Here is a 16,402-nt window from a genome sequence, read left to right on the forward strand (position 1 = left end):
TCACATTGATTGCTTATAGTAAAGGAGAAATGAGTCGCATAAAGGACTCTAATATTCGTTTTTTGATACTTCTTTTTTGGAACGAGTTCCATTTAATTTCAGTGGAGTGTTTAAAGTCTTCTTCAAAATCGCGTTTAATATCATGAACGGTTTCTGATTCATATAGTACGCTAATAATTTCATAATTCAATTCAAAGCTACGTACATCCATATTTGCTGTTCCGATTGTTGCAATTTTATCGTCAACGAGTACAATCTTTGCGTGCATAAATCCATCTTTATAACTGTAAATAGAAGCACCAGCTTTTAAAAGTGGAGTGAAATAGGATTGAGATGCTTGATCGCTAATAATACTATCACTCTTACCAGGATATAAAATGCGTACATCTATGCCAGATATTGCACTTAAGCGTAATAATGTTAAAGTTTCTTGATCCGGAATAAAGTATGGTGTAGCGATCCAAATAGATTTTTTGGCTGAGCCCATAACAGCTAGTAATGTATTACGAATACTTTTATCATCTGAGCTTGGTCCACTTGCTACAATTTGCACCGCACCTTCTGCATCCGGAATTTCTTTTCCTGGGAAGTAGTGTCTATTCATAAATTGATCCCAAGAATAAGTATTCAATCCACTAGACGCATAAAGCCAATCTTCTAGAAAGATGGCTTGTAATTTATACAATGCTTTTCCTTCTATTTTTAAATGACTATCACGCCAAACCGGGAATTTTTTTGAGCGACCAAGATATTCATCACCGACGTTGAGCCCTCCGGTAAAACCAATTTCTCCATCTACAATGACGATTTTACGGTGATTACGATAATTAACTGTCTCGAGTAACCAAGCTGAAAAAATAGGGTCAAATTCGACAATTTCAATTCCAGCTTTTTTCATAGGTTGTAAAAATCGTCGTCTTAACGTATTACTTCCGAGTCCATCATAAAGGAATCGTACAATAACACCATCTTTTGCTTTTTGTATTAAAGCATCTCGTACTTTGGTACCAATCTCATCAGATTTATAAATATAGTATTGAATATGTATGTGATGTTTTGCATTCTCGATTGCGTTCAAAATTTCTGAAAAGGTTTGATCACCGTTTGTTAAAAGTTTTGTTGTCGTTCTATCTGCGGCAGGCCCGCCTCCGAATTTTTGTACGACTTCTGTTAAATGTATAGAACGTTCATGTAATGGGACTGTGAGTGATAATTCTAGTCGTCTTCCTTCTAATATTTCGCGGAATAACTTTCTTTGTTCTTCTGAACGATGAAGATGTTTTTTTCTTCTCCAACGGCTACGCCCGAAAATAGAGTATAAAAGTACACCTACAACAGGAAGAAGTGCTAATACTAAAAACCACGCTAAGGTACTTTGGGGTGATCTATTTTCGATAAAAATAACGAATGAAATTCCTACGATTGTGATGGACCATAGAGCACCAACAAACGTATATAACGAAATAACCGATGTATTTAATAGGAAAAGAACGATAGATACGATTGTAAATATTAATAATAATTGAACGATAGGTTTCTTCATTTCTATAAAATTCCTCAAATCTTTCTTAAATATAGACTTCTTATATAAAAGGTGTAATCTGATATTCTTATTATAAAGTGTTTTGTTTTTTTTACAAAATATAGACATTTTCCCCATGCTTTCCGCATTTGTCCTACATACAGTATATTATTACATTTTTATATAGAAAAGGGGATGAATAAAATGTACGATCTTCCATTTGGTGGATTTGTACATTCTCCATTTTTAGGAGGAGGATTCTTTCCTGGAAGGGGCTTTACTTAGTCCTGCGTTTGGTTATGGCGGATATTGCTATCCATACTATACGGATTATTAACAGTATCCTTACTATTCATACAACACATATTAAAGTAGGGAAATTGAAAAGGAGAGGAAGAGAAATGAACTATATGCTAAATCACGGAGGATATTATCGTAATCATCATGGTGGGGGAGGGCATAATCACCATGGAGGGCATAATCACCATGGAGGACACAATCATGATGATCATCATCATCATCACGGTGGTGGATGGGGCTGGGGTGGCGGCTCGTGGGGCGGAGGATTTTTCCCAGGAAGTTTTGCTGGAGGCATGTTAGGTGGGCTTACAGCTGGCGCATTAACGGGTGCAGCAGGTGGAGGCTACTATCCAGCACCGTACCCAGTAACATATCCAGCACCATATCCAATGTCATACCCGGGTTATCAGCAAATACCATATCAGTATTAAACTAAAAAGAGGATATCCTCTTTTTTAGTTTAATAATTTATTTATAAAATATTTCCAAAAACAAGGTGAAAATATGTTAATATTTTGTTATTGTAATTCAATATGTTAAATGAAAATTTTGGCTTTATCCCGCTATTTGTGGGCAGTAAAACCCCCACCTCAAAATTCAGCTGGAACAAAGAAGTTAGGTGGAAGCCCTGCTACCCGTAAAAGCCCGATTGGTGATCAGTTGGGATGAACAAAACCCCCACTGATTAAAGTTTCACTTTATATTATTATTCGTGAATCGTTGCATTTTGTATATTAATCTCTATTTCATTATGTATCGGCAATTAGATTTACATCTTAACATTTAATGAAATAAAAGAGGTTAGGTGTGAGGTCGTATTAGTAGGGAGCAGAGGCTAATAGTGATGAAATTGTCACTTTACAAATTCAAAGAATGTAAGAGAATACTGTATAATAAGCTTAGATAAGTAGAGAGATGAGAAGCTTCTACTATAATTAAAACAGCACCATATTGCTTTTTTTTATAAATAATATTATGTTATTTTAATCGGCCTATTTAGAAAAAAATTGTGATTTATCCCGCATTAACGGGCAGTAAGACTCCCACCTCAAAATTCGGTGAATGTGAGGAAGTTAGGTGGGAGATAAAAGCCCGATTGGTGAAGGCTAATAATCAGTGGGGGATGGACATCCCCCCCACTGATTAAAGTTTCATTTTATGTAAAGGCGTATTGTTAGAAAATGAAATATCTCTATTTCTATGAAGAGAAACGAGTTGTGTTTTAGTCAGATAGGAAGCAAGGAGAGGTGCGCATGCTAGAACAAAGAGGTCATGCATTATATGACTCTTCATTGCAAGATTTAAAATTAGCATTAGATGAGTCTTCAATTGTTGCTATTACAGACCGAAATGGTCTTATTACATATGTGAATGATAAATTTTGTAAAATCTCAAAATATAAAAGAGAAGAGTTAATAGGAAAAGATCACCGTATTTTAAATTCCGGATATCATCCGAAAGCATTTTTTCAAATCCTATGGAAGCGTATTTTGAGTGGAAAAGTCTGGACAGGGGAAATTCGAAATCAAGCAAAAGATGGTACGTATTATTGGGTTAAAACAACAATTGTTCCATTTTTAAATGAAAAGGGAGAACCTTATCAATTTATTGCAATTCGAAATGATATAAGTAGTAGGAAAGAAGCAGAACAAAGATTACGATTAAGCGAAAGTCGTTATAGGGAACTTGCTTATCATGATGCGTTAACAAGTTTACCGAACCGTTTACAGTTAATTACGACTGTAAATAAGATGATTGCAGAGAAAATAGAGTTTGGCATGATTTACTTTGATTTAGATCGTTTTAAATTAGTGAATGATACGTTAGGTCATATGATAGGAGATTTACTTTTAAGCGAAGTTGCTTCACGGTTGCATTATGTGCTAGGAGAGAAAGATGTTCTGGCTAGGCTTGGTGGCGACGAATTTGTGCTGTTAACAAAAACTCATACACATGATGAGATGAGGCAGTTAGCGACATCCGTGTTATCATGCTTTCAAGCGCCATTTATGCTTGAAGGTCATGAAGTATATATTTCAGCTAGTCTAGGACTTTGTTCCTATCCACAAGATGGAAAAGACGTTGAAACGTTATTAAAAAATTCGGATTTAGCCATGTATAGTGCGAAAGAGCAAGGAAGAAATGCGGCGTGCTTCTTTACAGATGAATTACGTGCGAAAATAAACCGTAGAATGAAAATAGAATTTGCTTTGCAAAAAGCGATTCGTGACGAAGAATTAAAAGTGGCATTACAACCCATTATTGATTTGAAAACAAAGAAATGTACTGGTATTGAGGCTTTAGTACGCTGTAAGACAGAAGAAGGTCCTATTTCACCAAGTGAATTTATCCCTGTAGCTGAAGAGTGTGGACTTATTATAAAACTAGGAGACTGGGTACTAGAAAAGTCATGTCGACTGTTTAAAACTTTACCAGATTATCAAGAGGGACTGAAGTTATCTGTTAATTTATCAATACAACAATTGATGCAAAAGCGATTTATTTTATCTGTTCGTAGTATATTGAAGCGAACAGGGTTTCCGCCAAATCGTTTAATATTAGAAATAACAGAAAGTATAGCTGTACGTCATTTTGATTATATTATTGCTACATTACAAGAATTAAGAAGTATGGGAATTTTAATCGCTTTAGACGATTTCGGAACAGGGTATTCCTCATTATATTATTTAAAACAACTACCACTTGATATTGTGAAAATTGATCGTAATTTTATTCGTGAGTTTCATTATGATCATGCACAACCAGAGCGAACGATTGTAAAATCGGTTATTGAAATCGCCCATAGTTTAAATTTATTAGTGGTTGCTGAAGGGGTAGAAACGGTAGAACAAGAAAGTTTATTAAAATCAATGAGTTGCGACTTTGTACAAGGTTTTTATTATGCGAAACCGTTAGATATAGGGGAACTAAAAGAAAAGTTATTAACTGATTTTTAATAAAAAAGAGAAGCGAAAAGCTTCTCTTTTTTATTGTTTTTTTTGTGAATCTTTCATTAAAACTGGATAAAGAATAAGACCTAATACAAACAAACCAATGCCTAAGAAGAATGTTTTTAAATCAGCAGTTCCCGTTTTAATAACCCATATGGAATATAAAAATGCTAATGCAGTAATGATTCCATCTTTTATTCGAGATCCCGGCATTATATCATACGTTTCCCCCGTAATAACTAATTTTAACTGATACAAGGTAGAAACAAGGTACGGGATTAAATATGCTAATGTCGCTACAACAATAGCGAAATTATATGCTTCTGAAACAGTACCAGAAATCGTTGAGAATAAGAAAATTTGCGTCATCACATTTGTAATAAATAATGATTTTGAAGGACTACCTTTTTTATTTGTTTTACTGAAAAACTTAGGGAAAAGTCCATTTTTAGCAGCCTGGTAAGGTACTTCTGAGCTAACAACGATCCATCCTACAGTAGAGCCGAATAAAGATACGAGTGCAAGTAAGGCCATTATATAAGCACCTTTAGTACCAATTGCTAAATTTAATGCATCTACTAATGGTTTTTGAGACTCTTTTAAAGCGTCTTGTGGAAGAGCGCCCATTGTTAGTAGAGTAATTGCCATGTAAATAAGAAGAGCGATGATTAATCCGAAAATCGTAGCTTTCTTAACATCGTGCTGAGATTTTGCACGGTTAGAGAGCATAACTGCTGACTCAATACCGATAAACGCCCAAAGTGTTGCAATAGCAGCGGAATTTATTTGTCCACCCAACGAAATAGGTTGTCCAGCTTCATTCATAAATGTTTGACCGTCCCCGAAATTAGAGGCATTGAAAATGAATAATGTGATTACAATAAACATTGTAAATCCGATGATTTTTGCGATTGTTGCAAGAAGGTTCATATTTCCGGCTCTATCAATATTTTGAGAAAGAATATATTGAATTCCCCATAGCATCATACTACATACTATGAAGGTTAAAGCTTTTCCAAGTTCTAATGAAAATCCGTTTGTTGAAAAGAGAATTTGCTTACTTTGTAAAACTGGGAAGAATGTTGATAAATATCCTGCAAAGGAAATAATTACAGATGCTGTAGCAGCCCAGTTAGCAGCCCAGTTAGCAGCCCAGTATCCCCAAGCCATACTATATCCTGCAACTTTACCTGTCTTTTGAGAAGTAAACATTGCTTGAGCGTAACTTTGTGGTCCAGCTTTTAATTCTGGTTTTCGGATTGCTAAATTTCCAAATACGAGTGCAATCATAAATACACCAAGTCCTGTAATACTCCATGCCAGTGTAGATCCCATTGGACCTGATACGTGTGCTAAATTTGCTGGGAGCATAAATACGCCACCGCCAACCATATTCCCGATAACAAAAGCTGTTAAAATCCATAATCCCCATTTTTTCGTTTCCATTTTTGTTAACTCCTTTGTAGTAAGTTTTGCTTAAACATCATTTTTTACTAGCATTTTTGGCAATAAAAAAAGAGCCATGTAGATAAAAAATACCTACATGGCTCTTTGCCAAAGCGTAGGTACAACGGGAATAACCCTTGTACCTACGCGAAATTTTTCCGCTAGGTTTCAAGGGTTAAGTATGATGATGATGTTTTTGTGCAAATGTAACTACAGTTGTATAAGTAAGCATAGTTCTTTGCTCCCTTTCTCCTCTGATTTTGAAGTTAGTATACTACATGTTTTTTTGAATGAAAAGAAAAATTTATAAAAATACGTTTTAGAGACTAAATATTTACCTATAGTTTTCTTGTACTGGAAAATAAGTGAGAGATTGGCAGAAGAGTATAGCGTGGTATAATATATATAGAACTAGAAGGTGACAAGGGGCTATTGTAGATGATGAGTAAGTATGAACAAATTTATACAGAAATCAGCAAGTCTATTGATAATAAACAATTAAAAGAAGGATGTAAAATCCCATCAGAAACGGAATTAATGAAGCAGTATGAGGCAAGTAGGGGTACTGTAAGAAAAGCTGTAGATTTATTGCAAGAGCGTGGATATGTTCAAAAAATACACGGAAAAGGTGTTTTTGTATTAAAGCGCAAAAACATTGAATTTAACTTTGGTGGTATTGTAAGTTTTCAAGAAGAAAATGAACGTTTAGGACGTCATTGTATTACAGAAGTCGTGGAAATAGAGAAAATGAAAGCGACACAAGATGTAGCAAAGTTATTAAACGTGAAAGAAAAAACGGAAATAAATCATATTAAACGTGTACGAAATATTGATGGAGAAAAAGTAATTTTAGATATAAACCATTTTGTATCGGAATATATTCCAGGATTAACGAGAGAAATTGCAACTGCATCGATTTATAAATACATTGAGAAAGAATTAGGGCTACATATTAGCTATTCACAGCGGGTAATTGAAGTGCAACCATGTACAGAGGATGACCGAAAGTATTTGGATTTAAATGGAACAGACTATGTTGTCGTTGTAAAAAACTTTACTCATTTATACGATGGGAGTCAGTTCGAATATACGGAATCACGTCACCGTTTAGATATTTTTCACTTTTCGGATGTGGCGCGAAGAAAATAAAGAGATGGAGCGAAATAATCGTTCCATCTCTTTATTTATCCCGCTATTTGTGGGCAGTAAAACTCCCACCTCAAAATTCAGCTGGAGCAAAGAAGTTAGGTGGGAGATCAACTGCCTGTAAATGCCCGATTGGTGAAGGCTAATAATCAGTGGGGGATGAACAAAACCCCCACTGATTAAAGTTTCACTTTATAAAAAAATCATCAACTTATATATACGAGTTAATATGTAAGTGTAAACGGTATCAAAAAAAGAAAAGAGGGACGGGAATATGGGGAAAGACTATCGTAAAACAGCAGAAGAAGTGTTGCAGTATATTGGTGGGAAAGACAATATTGAACAAGCTGCGCACTGTGTAACGAGGCTCCGTATCGCTTTAAAAGATGAAAGTAAAATAGATAATGAGAAATTGCAGTCTGTTTCATTAGTAAAGGGAGCGTTTCATAACGCTGGGGTATTTCAAATTGTAATTGGTCCAGGTGATGTCGATCGAGTATACGCTGAATTGATAACGCTTGCAGGTATGGAAGAATCGACAGTAGCTGACGTAAAAGGTTCAGGGGATAAAAAATTAAATCCAGTTCAAAAGTTTGTAAAAGTATTTTCAGATGTATTTATGCCGATTTTGCCAGCAATTATTACGGCAGGTTTACTAATGGGGATTAATAACCTGTTAGGGGCAAAGGACTTATTTTTTGATGGGAAAAATTTATTAGAAGTATATCCGAATTTAGGTGGGCTTTGGGATTTAATTAATATGATGGCCAATACAGCATTCGTATTCTTACCAGCACTTGTTGGTTGGTCAGCAACGAAGCGCTTTGGTGGTAGTCCAATACTAGGGATTGTTATGGGATTAATGCTTGTGCATCCGGCCTTATTAAACGCGTGGGATTATGGAAAAGCAGCGACTGGTTTAGAGGGACAAAAGATTGAGTACTTCGATATTTTAGGGCTATTCCAAATTGAAAAGGTAGGGTATCAAGGTCAAATTTTACCCATTTTAGTAGCAGCATTCGTATTAAGTAAAGTTGAAATCTTCTTAAAGAAACATGTGCCAAACGCAATTCAATTATTAGTTGTACCAATTACAACAATCGTTGTAACGGGTGTGTTAGCGTTAGGAATTATCGGTCCAGTTACACGTCATATTGGCGATTTATTAACGGCTGGATTAGTTGGCGTATATGAAACGGTACCAGTACTTGGAGCAGTATTATTTGGAGCATTATATGCACCGCTCGTAATTACAGGAATGCATCATATGTTTATTGCAATTGATTTACAGCTAATTGCACAGCACGGCGGTACATTTATTTGGCCGATGATTGCTCTTTCTAACATTGCACAAGGTAGTGCGGCACTAGCGATGTTCTGGATTTCTAAAAATCAAAATGATAAAAGTATGGCATCAACATCAGCAATCTCAGCGTACTTCGGTATTACAGAGCCAGCGATGTTCGGTGTGAATTTAAGAAAAAAATTCCCGTTCTATGCAGCGATTATTGGGTCTGCTATAGCAGCGATATGTATTACATTAAATGGTGTATTAGCACCAGCAATCGGAATTGGCGGATTGCCAGCATTTATTTCTATCATTCCGAAATCGATTCCAATGTTTATTGTAGGGATGATAATCGCAGTAGTAATTCCATTTACATTAACATGGTTATTTGCGAAACGAGTAAAACAGAAGTAGGAGGAAATTAAGCATGAAAGATTGGCATAAAAGTGTAGTCTATCAAATTTATCCGAAGAGCTTTAATAGTTACTATAATAAAGAAACCGGTGATATAAAGGGAGTTACAGAGAAATTAGATTATTTAAAGGAACTTGGAGTGGATTATATTTGGTTAACACCGATATACCGATCACCACAAAATGACAATGGATACGATGTAAGTGATTATTACAGCATTGATCCATCTTACGGGACGATGGAAGAGTTTGAAGAGCTTTTAAAAGAAGCGAAAGTACGTGACATTGAAATCATGCTTGATATCGTTGTAAATCATAGTTCAACGGAGCATAAGTGGTTTAAAGAAGCAAAAGAAGATAAGAATAGTCCGTATCGAAATTATTATATTTGGCGTGATGAAAAGAATAATTGGCAGTCTAAATTTGGAGGATCTGCTTGGAAATATGATGAGAAAACAGGGCAATATTTTTTACATCTATTTGATGAGACGCAAGCTGATTTAAACTGGGAAAATGAAAAGCTTCGTGAAGAAGTGTACGATATGATGCGCTTTTGGTTGGAGAAAGGTGTAAAAGGATTTCGCCTTGATGTTATTAACTTAATTTCAAAAGATCAAAGATTTTTAAGTGATGAAGGCACCACGGCTACAAGTGATGGGCGTAAATATTACACAGATGGTCCACGCGTCCATGAATATTTACAAGAGATGAGCCAAAATGTTTTTGAAGGGAAAGATGTAATTACAGTTGGAGAAATGTCATCTACGACAATTGATAATTGTATTAAATATTCGAATCCTGAGCGCAATGAACTAAGCATGACGTTTAGTTTCCATCATTTAAAAGTAGATTATCAGAATGGTGATAAGTGGACGCAAGCTGATTTTGATTTCATTAAATTAAAAGAAATTATGTCTAATTGGCAAATTGAAATGCAAAAGGGCGGAGGATGGAATGCGTTATTTTGGTGTAATCATGACCAGCCTCGTATCGTTTCACGGTTTGGTGATGATGAGAAGTACCGGAATGAATCTGCGAAAATGTTAGCGACAGCTATGCATATGTTGCAAGGAACGCCTTACATTTACCAAGGTGAAGAAATCGGTATGACGAATCCTAAATTCGAGTCCATCGAGCAATATCGTGATGTAGAATCGTTAAATATATATGATATAAAGCTAGAAGAAGGATTATCAAAAAAAGAGATTATCGGGATTTTAAAACAAAAATCTCGTGACAATTCCCGTACTCCGATGCAGTGGAATGAAGAGGTGAATAGTGGTTTTACAACAAGTACACCTTGGATTTCTGTGGCTGAAAACTTTAAAGAAATAAACGTAGAGAAGGCATTAGAAGATAGAGAATCTGTATTTTATCATTATAAAAAGCTAATTGAACTTAGAAAAAAATACGATGTCCTTACAGAAGGGAAATATGCTATTTTAGATGGAAATCATCCTAGCATTTGGGCGTATACACGTACTGTAAATAATGAAGTATTACTTGTTATCAATAACTTCTACGGAGAAGAAATAACGTATTCTGCACCAGTGAATGTTCAATTGGATGGAATGAAACAAGAAGTATTATTATCAAATTACAAAGATTCAAGTAAAGATATTACCAATCTTAACTTAAGACCGTATGAGTCAATTGTATATCGTTATATGAAATAAAAGGTTGGATGCCGGCGGGCGTCCAACCTTTTTATTTTAAGACGCCACTATATAAAATCTTTACTTCTACTTCCGGTTTAAATTTTACCTTTGCATAATCTTTATTCCAATTCTTTTTCTTCCATAACTCTGGATGATAAGCGATAAGATTTCTACCTATACCGAAAGCGTCACAATTTGCTTTTTGTAGCTTTTTCGTTATTTGTTTTGCTTCTTTTGTGAGTTGTTTAGATAATTTTTCATTTAATTTTTTCCTTTCTTCCATTCTATAAATATTATCTCTTGGAGCCTCAAGTACTATCACTTTTAGTTGGAGCTTAATGTGAGCATAAACATTCCCTTTTTTATCTGTTGTTATTTTTAAGTCTCGTTTTAATTTCTGATTGCTCACTTCCATTGTTAAATAATCAGATGTCTTCTCTGATTCATCACTAGTAAGTTTTTGGGTTATACGGGCACTTGTTCCCATTTTTCCGGTTAATAACACGAATAAAACAGCTTGTTTCAGGGGTAAATGTCCAGTTAATTTGTCTTTATTAAATAAAGCTAACCCGTCTGTAATAACTTCTTTTCCTTTTATTTTTATAGAAGGGAGAGTGAAATCTTTACCCGGATCTAACATTTTTGTAGCGGCTGTTTCTAAAGTTTCTTTCGGAAATACACTCATGTCCTCTAAGCTTTTAATTTTTTTCTTTAGAAAATCTCCAATTAGTAAATTTCCTACTTTCTTTTTTTTTAGTATTTCAGCTGTTTCACCATCTACTGAAATAAGTTTTACCAGAGCAGTTGGATTTGTTGGGTCTCGAAAACTAACATCTAAATAGGGTAATATACCTTTTTTTTGAATTTTTGTTCCTAATAGCAGCACACCGTATTTGAAATAGCGAATATTCCCAGTCACATTTTCTTTCAAAGTATCGCTAGTATCTCGTATGTTATGTCCGGTTGCTGAATGTATTTCATTTTCAAATGAAGATTGCTCGCTTCCTGAACTTCTTACAAGTTCGATGGTTTGTTGAAGTTTATTTTCTTCTGTAATATCAAATCCAATACTATAAGCTAATCTAGCATCCCTTAAAGGTTCTTGATCCCAGCAACCAGAAAGAAGTGAGCTAGCACATAAGATGCTACATAATTTAACTATTTTTTTGCGCATATGGAGCTCCTTTCTTATTTCTTAATAAGGAATAAAGAAGAAATAAAAAGGGAAGAACGACAATGAAAATATAAGTGAATTTATCAGTGAAATTTGCAATCACTTTTAATTCTTCAGGTGTATCTATAAATAAGGCGATACTAAAAGTGACAATTCCAACAATTGGAACAGCTTTTTTATGATTAGCAAGGTTGAATATATGCCCAATGCCTATAGAAGCAGCACAGTAACAACTAGCAATAGAAGCTACGACAGTTATCATCCAAATTGGTATGAATATTAAATCAGTGCGGTCTATAATCCCGATATGTAAGGAGCGCAATAAGTAAGCAACTGGCTCTGGAATAAGCTCAATTTGCTTTGGACTAAATACGATAAAGCAAATCCAAACCGTAAAAGTGTAAAAAAGGGTTACGAATCCATTAGCGATAGAAATTGCTTTCAGCCGTTCCACAGGATTCCCATTTACCTTTGGAAAAGCGATAAGAATAATTTCAAAACCATACATTGCCGTAATTGTTTCTTTCGATGCTTGAATAATATTCCACCATCCAGCCTCTGTAATGGGAAAAATATAAGAGAAATCAGCTCGTGTGAGCCCTAAGGCAATTAAAAGAGCCATGGGCAAAATGAGAATAGAGGCCATGACATAAAATCGTACAATGACTTTAAATGTATTATAAGCTACATAACAACAAGCGATTGTAAATAATATGAGAATTGCAGACCAAGGAGTTGCTTGCAAAATCCATACTTTAATGACATTACAAGCATTTAACATAACGGTCATACCGATAAGGGTAAAATAAAAAACATAAGAGAATCCTAATAGTTTTCCTAATTTATTACCAAACATCATACAAACAATTTCATATATATTTGCATTAGGAAATCTTTTTAATAAAAACCACATAAGTAAAATAATAATTTGAGTCGCAAGACCAGCTACGAGTGTAGAAATCCATCCACCGCCTTTAGCTATTGGGTGAAGACGGTTTGGTAGAGAAAGTATACCAACACCGATTTGGCATTGAATAACGAAAAAGGTCAATTGAACTAGCGAAATTTTACTTTGCGTGTTTGTCACCGTTCTCATCCTCTCTCGTTACAAGTTGTCGTTGCATTTTTTTCGGTCTTGAATCATGTGGTCGTTCCCAAAACGACCAAATTGGAAGTCTGATAAAAGCATCTTTCATATCTTTTATATTCATTGGTGCAAGAGGGGAAAGATATGGTGTATGAAAAGAATGAAGCTGACATAAGTGAACGAAAGTTATAATTAAGCCAAATGAAATCCCTACATATCCGAATATAGCAGCAAGGATCATTAACGGAAAACGAAGAATACGAACTGCTGAACTCATGTCGTTGGATGGAACGAGAAAAGACGCAATTGCAGTTAAAGCCACAACGATAATCATTGTGTAAGAAACGAGTCCAGCTTTTACAATTGCATCCCCAATTACTAAACCACCTACAATACCGATTGTTTGTCCAACGCGGCTCGGCAAACGAATACCAGCTTCTCGTAATAATTCGAAAATCAACTCCATTAAGAGAGCTTCAAAAATAGGAGGGAGCGGTACTTTTTCTAATGAAGCTTTAATTGTATAAACGAGTTCAAGTGGCAATACATCAGGATGGAAGGCCACGGTTGCGATATATATAGCTGGTAAGAGAAAGGCGATTAAGAAACTTACTAAGCGAATCATTCGTACGAAAGAACCGACAATCCAGCGGTTATTATAATCATCTGGAGATTGATAAAAGGCAAATAATGTGACGGGAACGATAAGAGCTGTTGGATCCCCATCTGATAAAATAGCAACTCGTCCCTCCATTAAATTAGCGGCGGTTCTATCTGGACGCTCTGTATTTAATTGCTGCGGGAATGGTGAGAAAGACGTATCTTCTATAAATTCTTGTATGTAACCTGGTGGCATGAGTGCATCTGTCTTAATCAATTCTAATCTTCTTTTCACTTCTGCAACGAGATCGTCATTAGCTATATTTTGAATATAAGCAATTGCCACTTTCGTGTGCATTTCTTCACCAAGTGTGAAATATTTAACGACGACATTTGGACTTTTTATGAGTTTACGAATAGACGCTAAATTGGTTGCTAAATCTTCTACGAAACCAGTATGTGGTCCGCGTACAATCCCTTCATTATCAGGCTCTGTTATAGCTCTCTTTAAAGATAATGCTGTTTCAAAAATACAAAAGCTTTCGACATGTTCATGGAAATATAAAGATTTACCTTGTAATAAGAGTTGTACACCGTAATTTAAATTCGTTTCTTTTTTCATATTTAATGTAGAAAATGCTTTATCTAAAGATAGATCAGATCGAGTTAATAAGGGTTCAAGAGCTAATTGATGAATTAAATTTGGGTCTGCTAAAGATTCGATATATAAAATTGTTCCTTTTCCGTTTTGAAAAGGGATATCTAATTTTTTTATATCATCTGAATGACAGAGCTTATTTTCAATGTAATTAATATTTTCCGGAAGTGATGGAAACATATGCTTTTGATTCTTACTCTTTTGCTGTTCTTCTTGTTGTGTCATAATTTCCACCTCTTTTAGAATAAAATTCCTTCTGTTAATTTTTGTTGTTTGTGAGAAAATTATGCTTAGATTATTTGAAAAAAAGTAGCTTGAAAGTTACGTTACGTCATCTTTTATACTAAAGAAAATAGGATATAGGGGGATGGTGTAGATGACTTTAAAATGTATGTGGGGATGGAAAGAAATTTTATATTTATTTGTTTTTGTATTTCTGATTGTACCAGTAATGGTTGAATCTCTTTTTTATGATTATGCTTTAAAAATAATAGGGAACTCATTATATGCTGGAGTATTAATGGGACTTATAATGGCAGTGATATTTACATTTTTAGTTTATCTTTTTTGCATAAAAAGATATAAACTGTCGTGGAAAGATATTGGAATTCGGAAGCTTTCATGGAAAGATTTATTGTGGACATTTGTAGCGGTTATTTCTTTGATTGTAGTTAGTATTGGAGTATTAATGATAATGGAGAAACTGGGGATTTCTTTTGAAAATAGTAAAACGGAGACGGTACAAAATGATAAATCAATATATTCATTTTGTATCGCGGTAATTGGAGCGGCGGTTATATCACCAATATATGAAGAGATTTTATATCGGGGTGTTTTTTATACGTTTTTTCGAGATAGATATGGCATATGGGGCGGTGTGCTTATAAGTTCAATAATATTTACAGTTGTTCATATTCCCACATATAACACATTACCGGTGAATTTTTTAAGCGGAGTAGTATTTGCGTGGTTATATGAGAAAACAAATTCTATTTTATCAGCTATGGTTGCCCATGCATTATTCAATTTCATAGCAGTACTTCTCACATTTATGTCGAATTAAGAAGATATATGGGAGGGATACATATGGAAATAGCTGTGGAACGAGTTTTTACAAATGAGATTTTAGCAGAAGCTGCAAAGATATTTAATGTAACAGTGGAAGAAAAACCACTTGGTGATTTTGAGAATTATATTTTTAAGGCGAAGGGTAAAAATAATGAAGATTACGTATTACGCTTAACTCATTCTTCTCATCGTTCTAAAAAAGAGGTAGAGGCCGAACTAGATTTTTTACGGTATGTTGCAGAGCGTGGGGCAAAAGTGGCGGGACCTCGTAATTCAATATCTCAAAACCTTGTAGAAGAAATTGGAGCGGAAGATGGCACTTTCTTTTTCGCGTCTTTATTTACATATGCACAAGGTGAGCAAGTAAAAGGAGAAGGATCGCCTTATTGGGGAGATGCTTACTTTGAAGCGTGGGGAAAAGCGATTGGACAACTGCACCGCCTTACAATGGATTATCCTAAAACAGACTACCGTGATACGTGGGAAGAGGATGAAAGTAGCATTGTTAATGGATTAGAAGATGAGAAGGTGAAAGGGATTGCCACTGTATTAATGGATGAAATAAAGGCTCTTCCAATCGAAAGAGAAACGTTTGGCCTTATGCATGGCGATATTCATCCAGGTAATTTTCATTATGATGGAAAAGGGCTAACAATCTTTGATTTTGATGACGCTGCCTATAATTACTTCATTCATGATTTGGCAATGGTTCTTTATTACTCTGTTCTTTTTACACCGTGGACTACAGAAGAGAGGAAAGAATTTGCTTGCAAACAGTTACAAGTGTTACGAAAAGGTTATGAATATGAGCACAGACTGGCGGATAGTTGGTATGAATCGTTACCGTTATTTTTACGGTTACGTGATATAGGCCTATACGGTACGATTCAAAAGAAATTTAAGGGGAAAGATATGCCAGAGGATTTTCAAAAGTTATCAGATGAGTTGTATGAAAGAATTATAAAGCAAGAGGCAATAGTGAATACATAATACAGAGATAAGGGAACAAAGTATATAAAATAAATATATACTTTGTTTTTTTATACAAAAATATGTTTGCTTTATTAAAATAATATTGTTATAGATTCGGT

General features: G+C 34.9%; 12 protein-coding genes. 7 read left to right on the top strand and 5 right to left on the bottom strand.

Annotated features, from left to right (window positions below; translation table 11 throughout):
- Nucleotides 1-13: 13 nt before the first annotated feature.
- Nucleotides 14-1,543, bottom strand: a complete 1,530-nt coding sequence (locus MHH66_RS03230) for a cardiolipin synthase (protein ID WP_002010479.1) — start codon at nt 1,541-1,543, stop codon at nt 14-16.
- A gap of 380 nt (nt 1,544-1,923) precedes the next feature.
- Here MHH66_RS03230 and MHH66_RS03235 point away from each other — a divergent pair, with 380 nt between their 5' ends.
- Together MHH66_RS03235 and MHH66_RS03240 are read left to right on the top strand one after the other, a co-directional pair.
- Nucleotides 1,924-2,253, top strand: a complete 330-nt coding sequence (locus MHH66_RS03235) for a hypothetical protein (protein ID WP_078185227.1) — start codon at nt 1,924-1,926, stop codon at nt 2,251-2,253.
- A gap of 822 nt (nt 2,254-3,075) precedes the next feature.
- Nucleotides 3,076-4,779, top strand: a complete 1,704-nt coding sequence (locus MHH66_RS03240) for a putative bifunctional diguanylate cyclase/phosphodiesterase (RefSeq protein WP_002010499.1) — start codon at nt 3,076-3,078, stop codon at nt 4,777-4,779.
- A 30-nt stretch (nt 4,780-4,809) separates the two neighbouring features.
- Here the strand turns inward: MHH66_RS03240 and MHH66_RS03245 are convergent, their stop codons facing one another.
- Nucleotides 4,810-6,219, bottom strand: a complete 1,410-nt coding sequence (locus tag MHH66_RS03245; RefSeq protein ID WP_078185228.1) for an amino acid permease — start codon at nt 6,217-6,219, stop codon at nt 4,810-4,812.
- 438 nt (nt 6,220-6,657) lie between these two features.
- Here MHH66_RS03245 and treR point away from each other — a divergent pair, with 438 nt between their 5' ends.
- From treR to treC, 3 genes are all read left to right on the top strand, one after another.
- Nucleotides 6,658-7,368: a trehalose operon repressor gene (treR, locus tag MHH66_RS03250; protein ID WP_002010502.1), complete on the top strand. Its 711-nt coding sequence runs from the start codon at nt 6,658-6,660 to the stop codon at nt 7,366-7,368.
- A gap of 271 nt (nt 7,369-7,639) precedes the next feature.
- Nucleotides 7,640-9,067, top strand: coding sequence for a PTS system trehalose-specific EIIBC component (gene treP, locus MHH66_RS03255; RefSeq protein ID WP_078185229.1), 1,428 nt, complete (start codon nt 7,640-7,642; stop codon nt 9,065-9,067).
- A 13-nt stretch (nt 9,068-9,080) separates the two neighbouring features.
- Nucleotides 9,081-10,742, top strand: coding sequence for an alpha,alpha-phosphotrehalase (gene treC, locus MHH66_RS03260; protein WP_063218715.1), 1,662 nt, complete (start codon nt 9,081-9,083; stop codon nt 10,740-10,742).
- Between the two features lie 31 nt (nt 10,743-10,773).
- On the opposite strand, the gene MHH66_RS03265 is transcribed toward treC, so the two are convergent.
- Genes MHH66_RS03265 through gerKA form a run of 3 tightly spaced genes read right to left on the bottom strand, consistent with a single transcriptional unit; the run spans nt 10,774 to nt 14,468 of the window.
- Nucleotides 10,774-11,898, bottom strand: coding sequence for a Ger(x)C family spore germination protein (locus MHH66_RS03265; RefSeq protein WP_078185230.1), 1,125 nt, complete (start codon nt 11,896-11,898; stop codon nt 10,774-10,776).
- A complete protein-coding gene (locus MHH66_RS03270) occupies nt 11,879-12,985 on the bottom strand; it encodes a GerAB/ArcD/ProY family transporter (RefSeq protein ID WP_078185231.1) in 1,107 nt (368 codons plus the stop codon). The genes MHH66_RS03265 and MHH66_RS03270 overlap by 20 nt, the downstream gene beginning before the upstream one ends.
- Nucleotides 12,966-14,468, bottom strand: coding sequence for a spore germination protein GerKA (gene gerKA, locus MHH66_RS03275; RefSeq protein ID WP_078185232.1), 1,503 nt, complete (start codon nt 14,466-14,468; stop codon nt 12,966-12,968). Before gerKA ends, MHH66_RS03270 begins: the two co-directional genes overlap by 20 nt.
- Nucleotides 14,469-14,619: 151 nt before the next feature.
- On the opposite strand from gerKA, the gene MHH66_RS03280 reads away from it, so the two are divergent.
- Nucleotides 14,620-15,306, top strand: a complete 687-nt coding sequence (locus tag MHH66_RS03280) for a CPBP family intramembrane glutamic endopeptidase (protein WP_078185233.1) — start codon at nt 14,620-14,622, stop codon at nt 15,304-15,306.
- A gap of 23 nt (nt 15,307-15,329) precedes the next feature.
- Nucleotides 15,330-16,301: a phosphotransferase enzyme family protein gene (locus tag MHH66_RS03285; protein WP_078185234.1), complete on the top strand. Its 972-nt coding sequence runs from the start codon at nt 15,330-15,332 to the stop codon at nt 16,299-16,301.
- Nucleotides 16,302-16,402: the final 101 nt, after the last annotated feature.

It is taken from the genome of Bacillus sp. FSL H8-0492, assembly GCF_038006145.1.
Classification (GTDB): domain Bacteria; phylum Bacillota; class Bacilli; order Bacillales; family Bacillaceae_G; genus Bacillus_A; species Bacillus_A mycoides.

Bases quoted from the DNA above. Each gene is read 5' to 3' on its own strand.
- treR (WP_002010502.1), top strand. From the start codon at position 6,658: ATGATGAGTAAGTATGAACAAATTTATACAGAAATCAGCAAGTCTATT.
- treC (WP_063218715.1), top strand. From the start codon at position 9,081: ATGAAAGATTGGCATAAAAGTGTAGTCTATCAAATTTATCCGAAGAGC.
- MHH66_RS03240 (WP_002010499.1), top strand. From the start codon at position 3,076: ATGCTAGAACAAAGAGGTCATGCATTATATGACTCTTCATTGCAAGAT.
- MHH66_RS03230 (WP_002010479.1), bottom strand. From the start codon at position 1,543: ATGAAGAAACCTATCGTTCAATTATTATTAATATTTACAATCGTATCT.
- MHH66_RS03245 (WP_078185228.1), bottom strand. From the start codon at position 6,219: ATGGAAACGAAAAAATGGGGATTATGGATTTTAACAGCTTTTGTTATC.
- MHH66_RS03235 (WP_078185227.1), top strand. From the start codon at position 1,924: ATGAACTATATGCTAAATCACGGAGGATATTATCGTAATCATCATGGT.
- gerKA (WP_078185232.1), bottom strand. From the start codon at position 14,468: ATGACACAACAAGAAGAACAGCAAAAGAGTAAGAATCAAAAGCATATG.
- MHH66_RS03285 (WP_078185234.1), top strand. From the start codon at position 15,330: ATGGAAATAGCTGTGGAACGAGTTTTTACAAATGAGATTTTAGCAGAA.
- MHH66_RS03265 (WP_078185230.1), bottom strand. From the start codon at position 11,898: ATGCGCAAAAAAATAGTTAAATTATGTAGCATCTTATGTGCTAGCTCA.
- MHH66_RS03280 (WP_078185233.1), top strand. From the start codon at position 14,620: ATGACTTTAAAATGTATGTGGGGATGGAAAGAAATTTTATATTTATTT.
- treP (WP_078185229.1), top strand. From the start codon at position 7,640: ATGGGGAAAGACTATCGTAAAACAGCAGAAGAAGTGTTGCAGTATATT.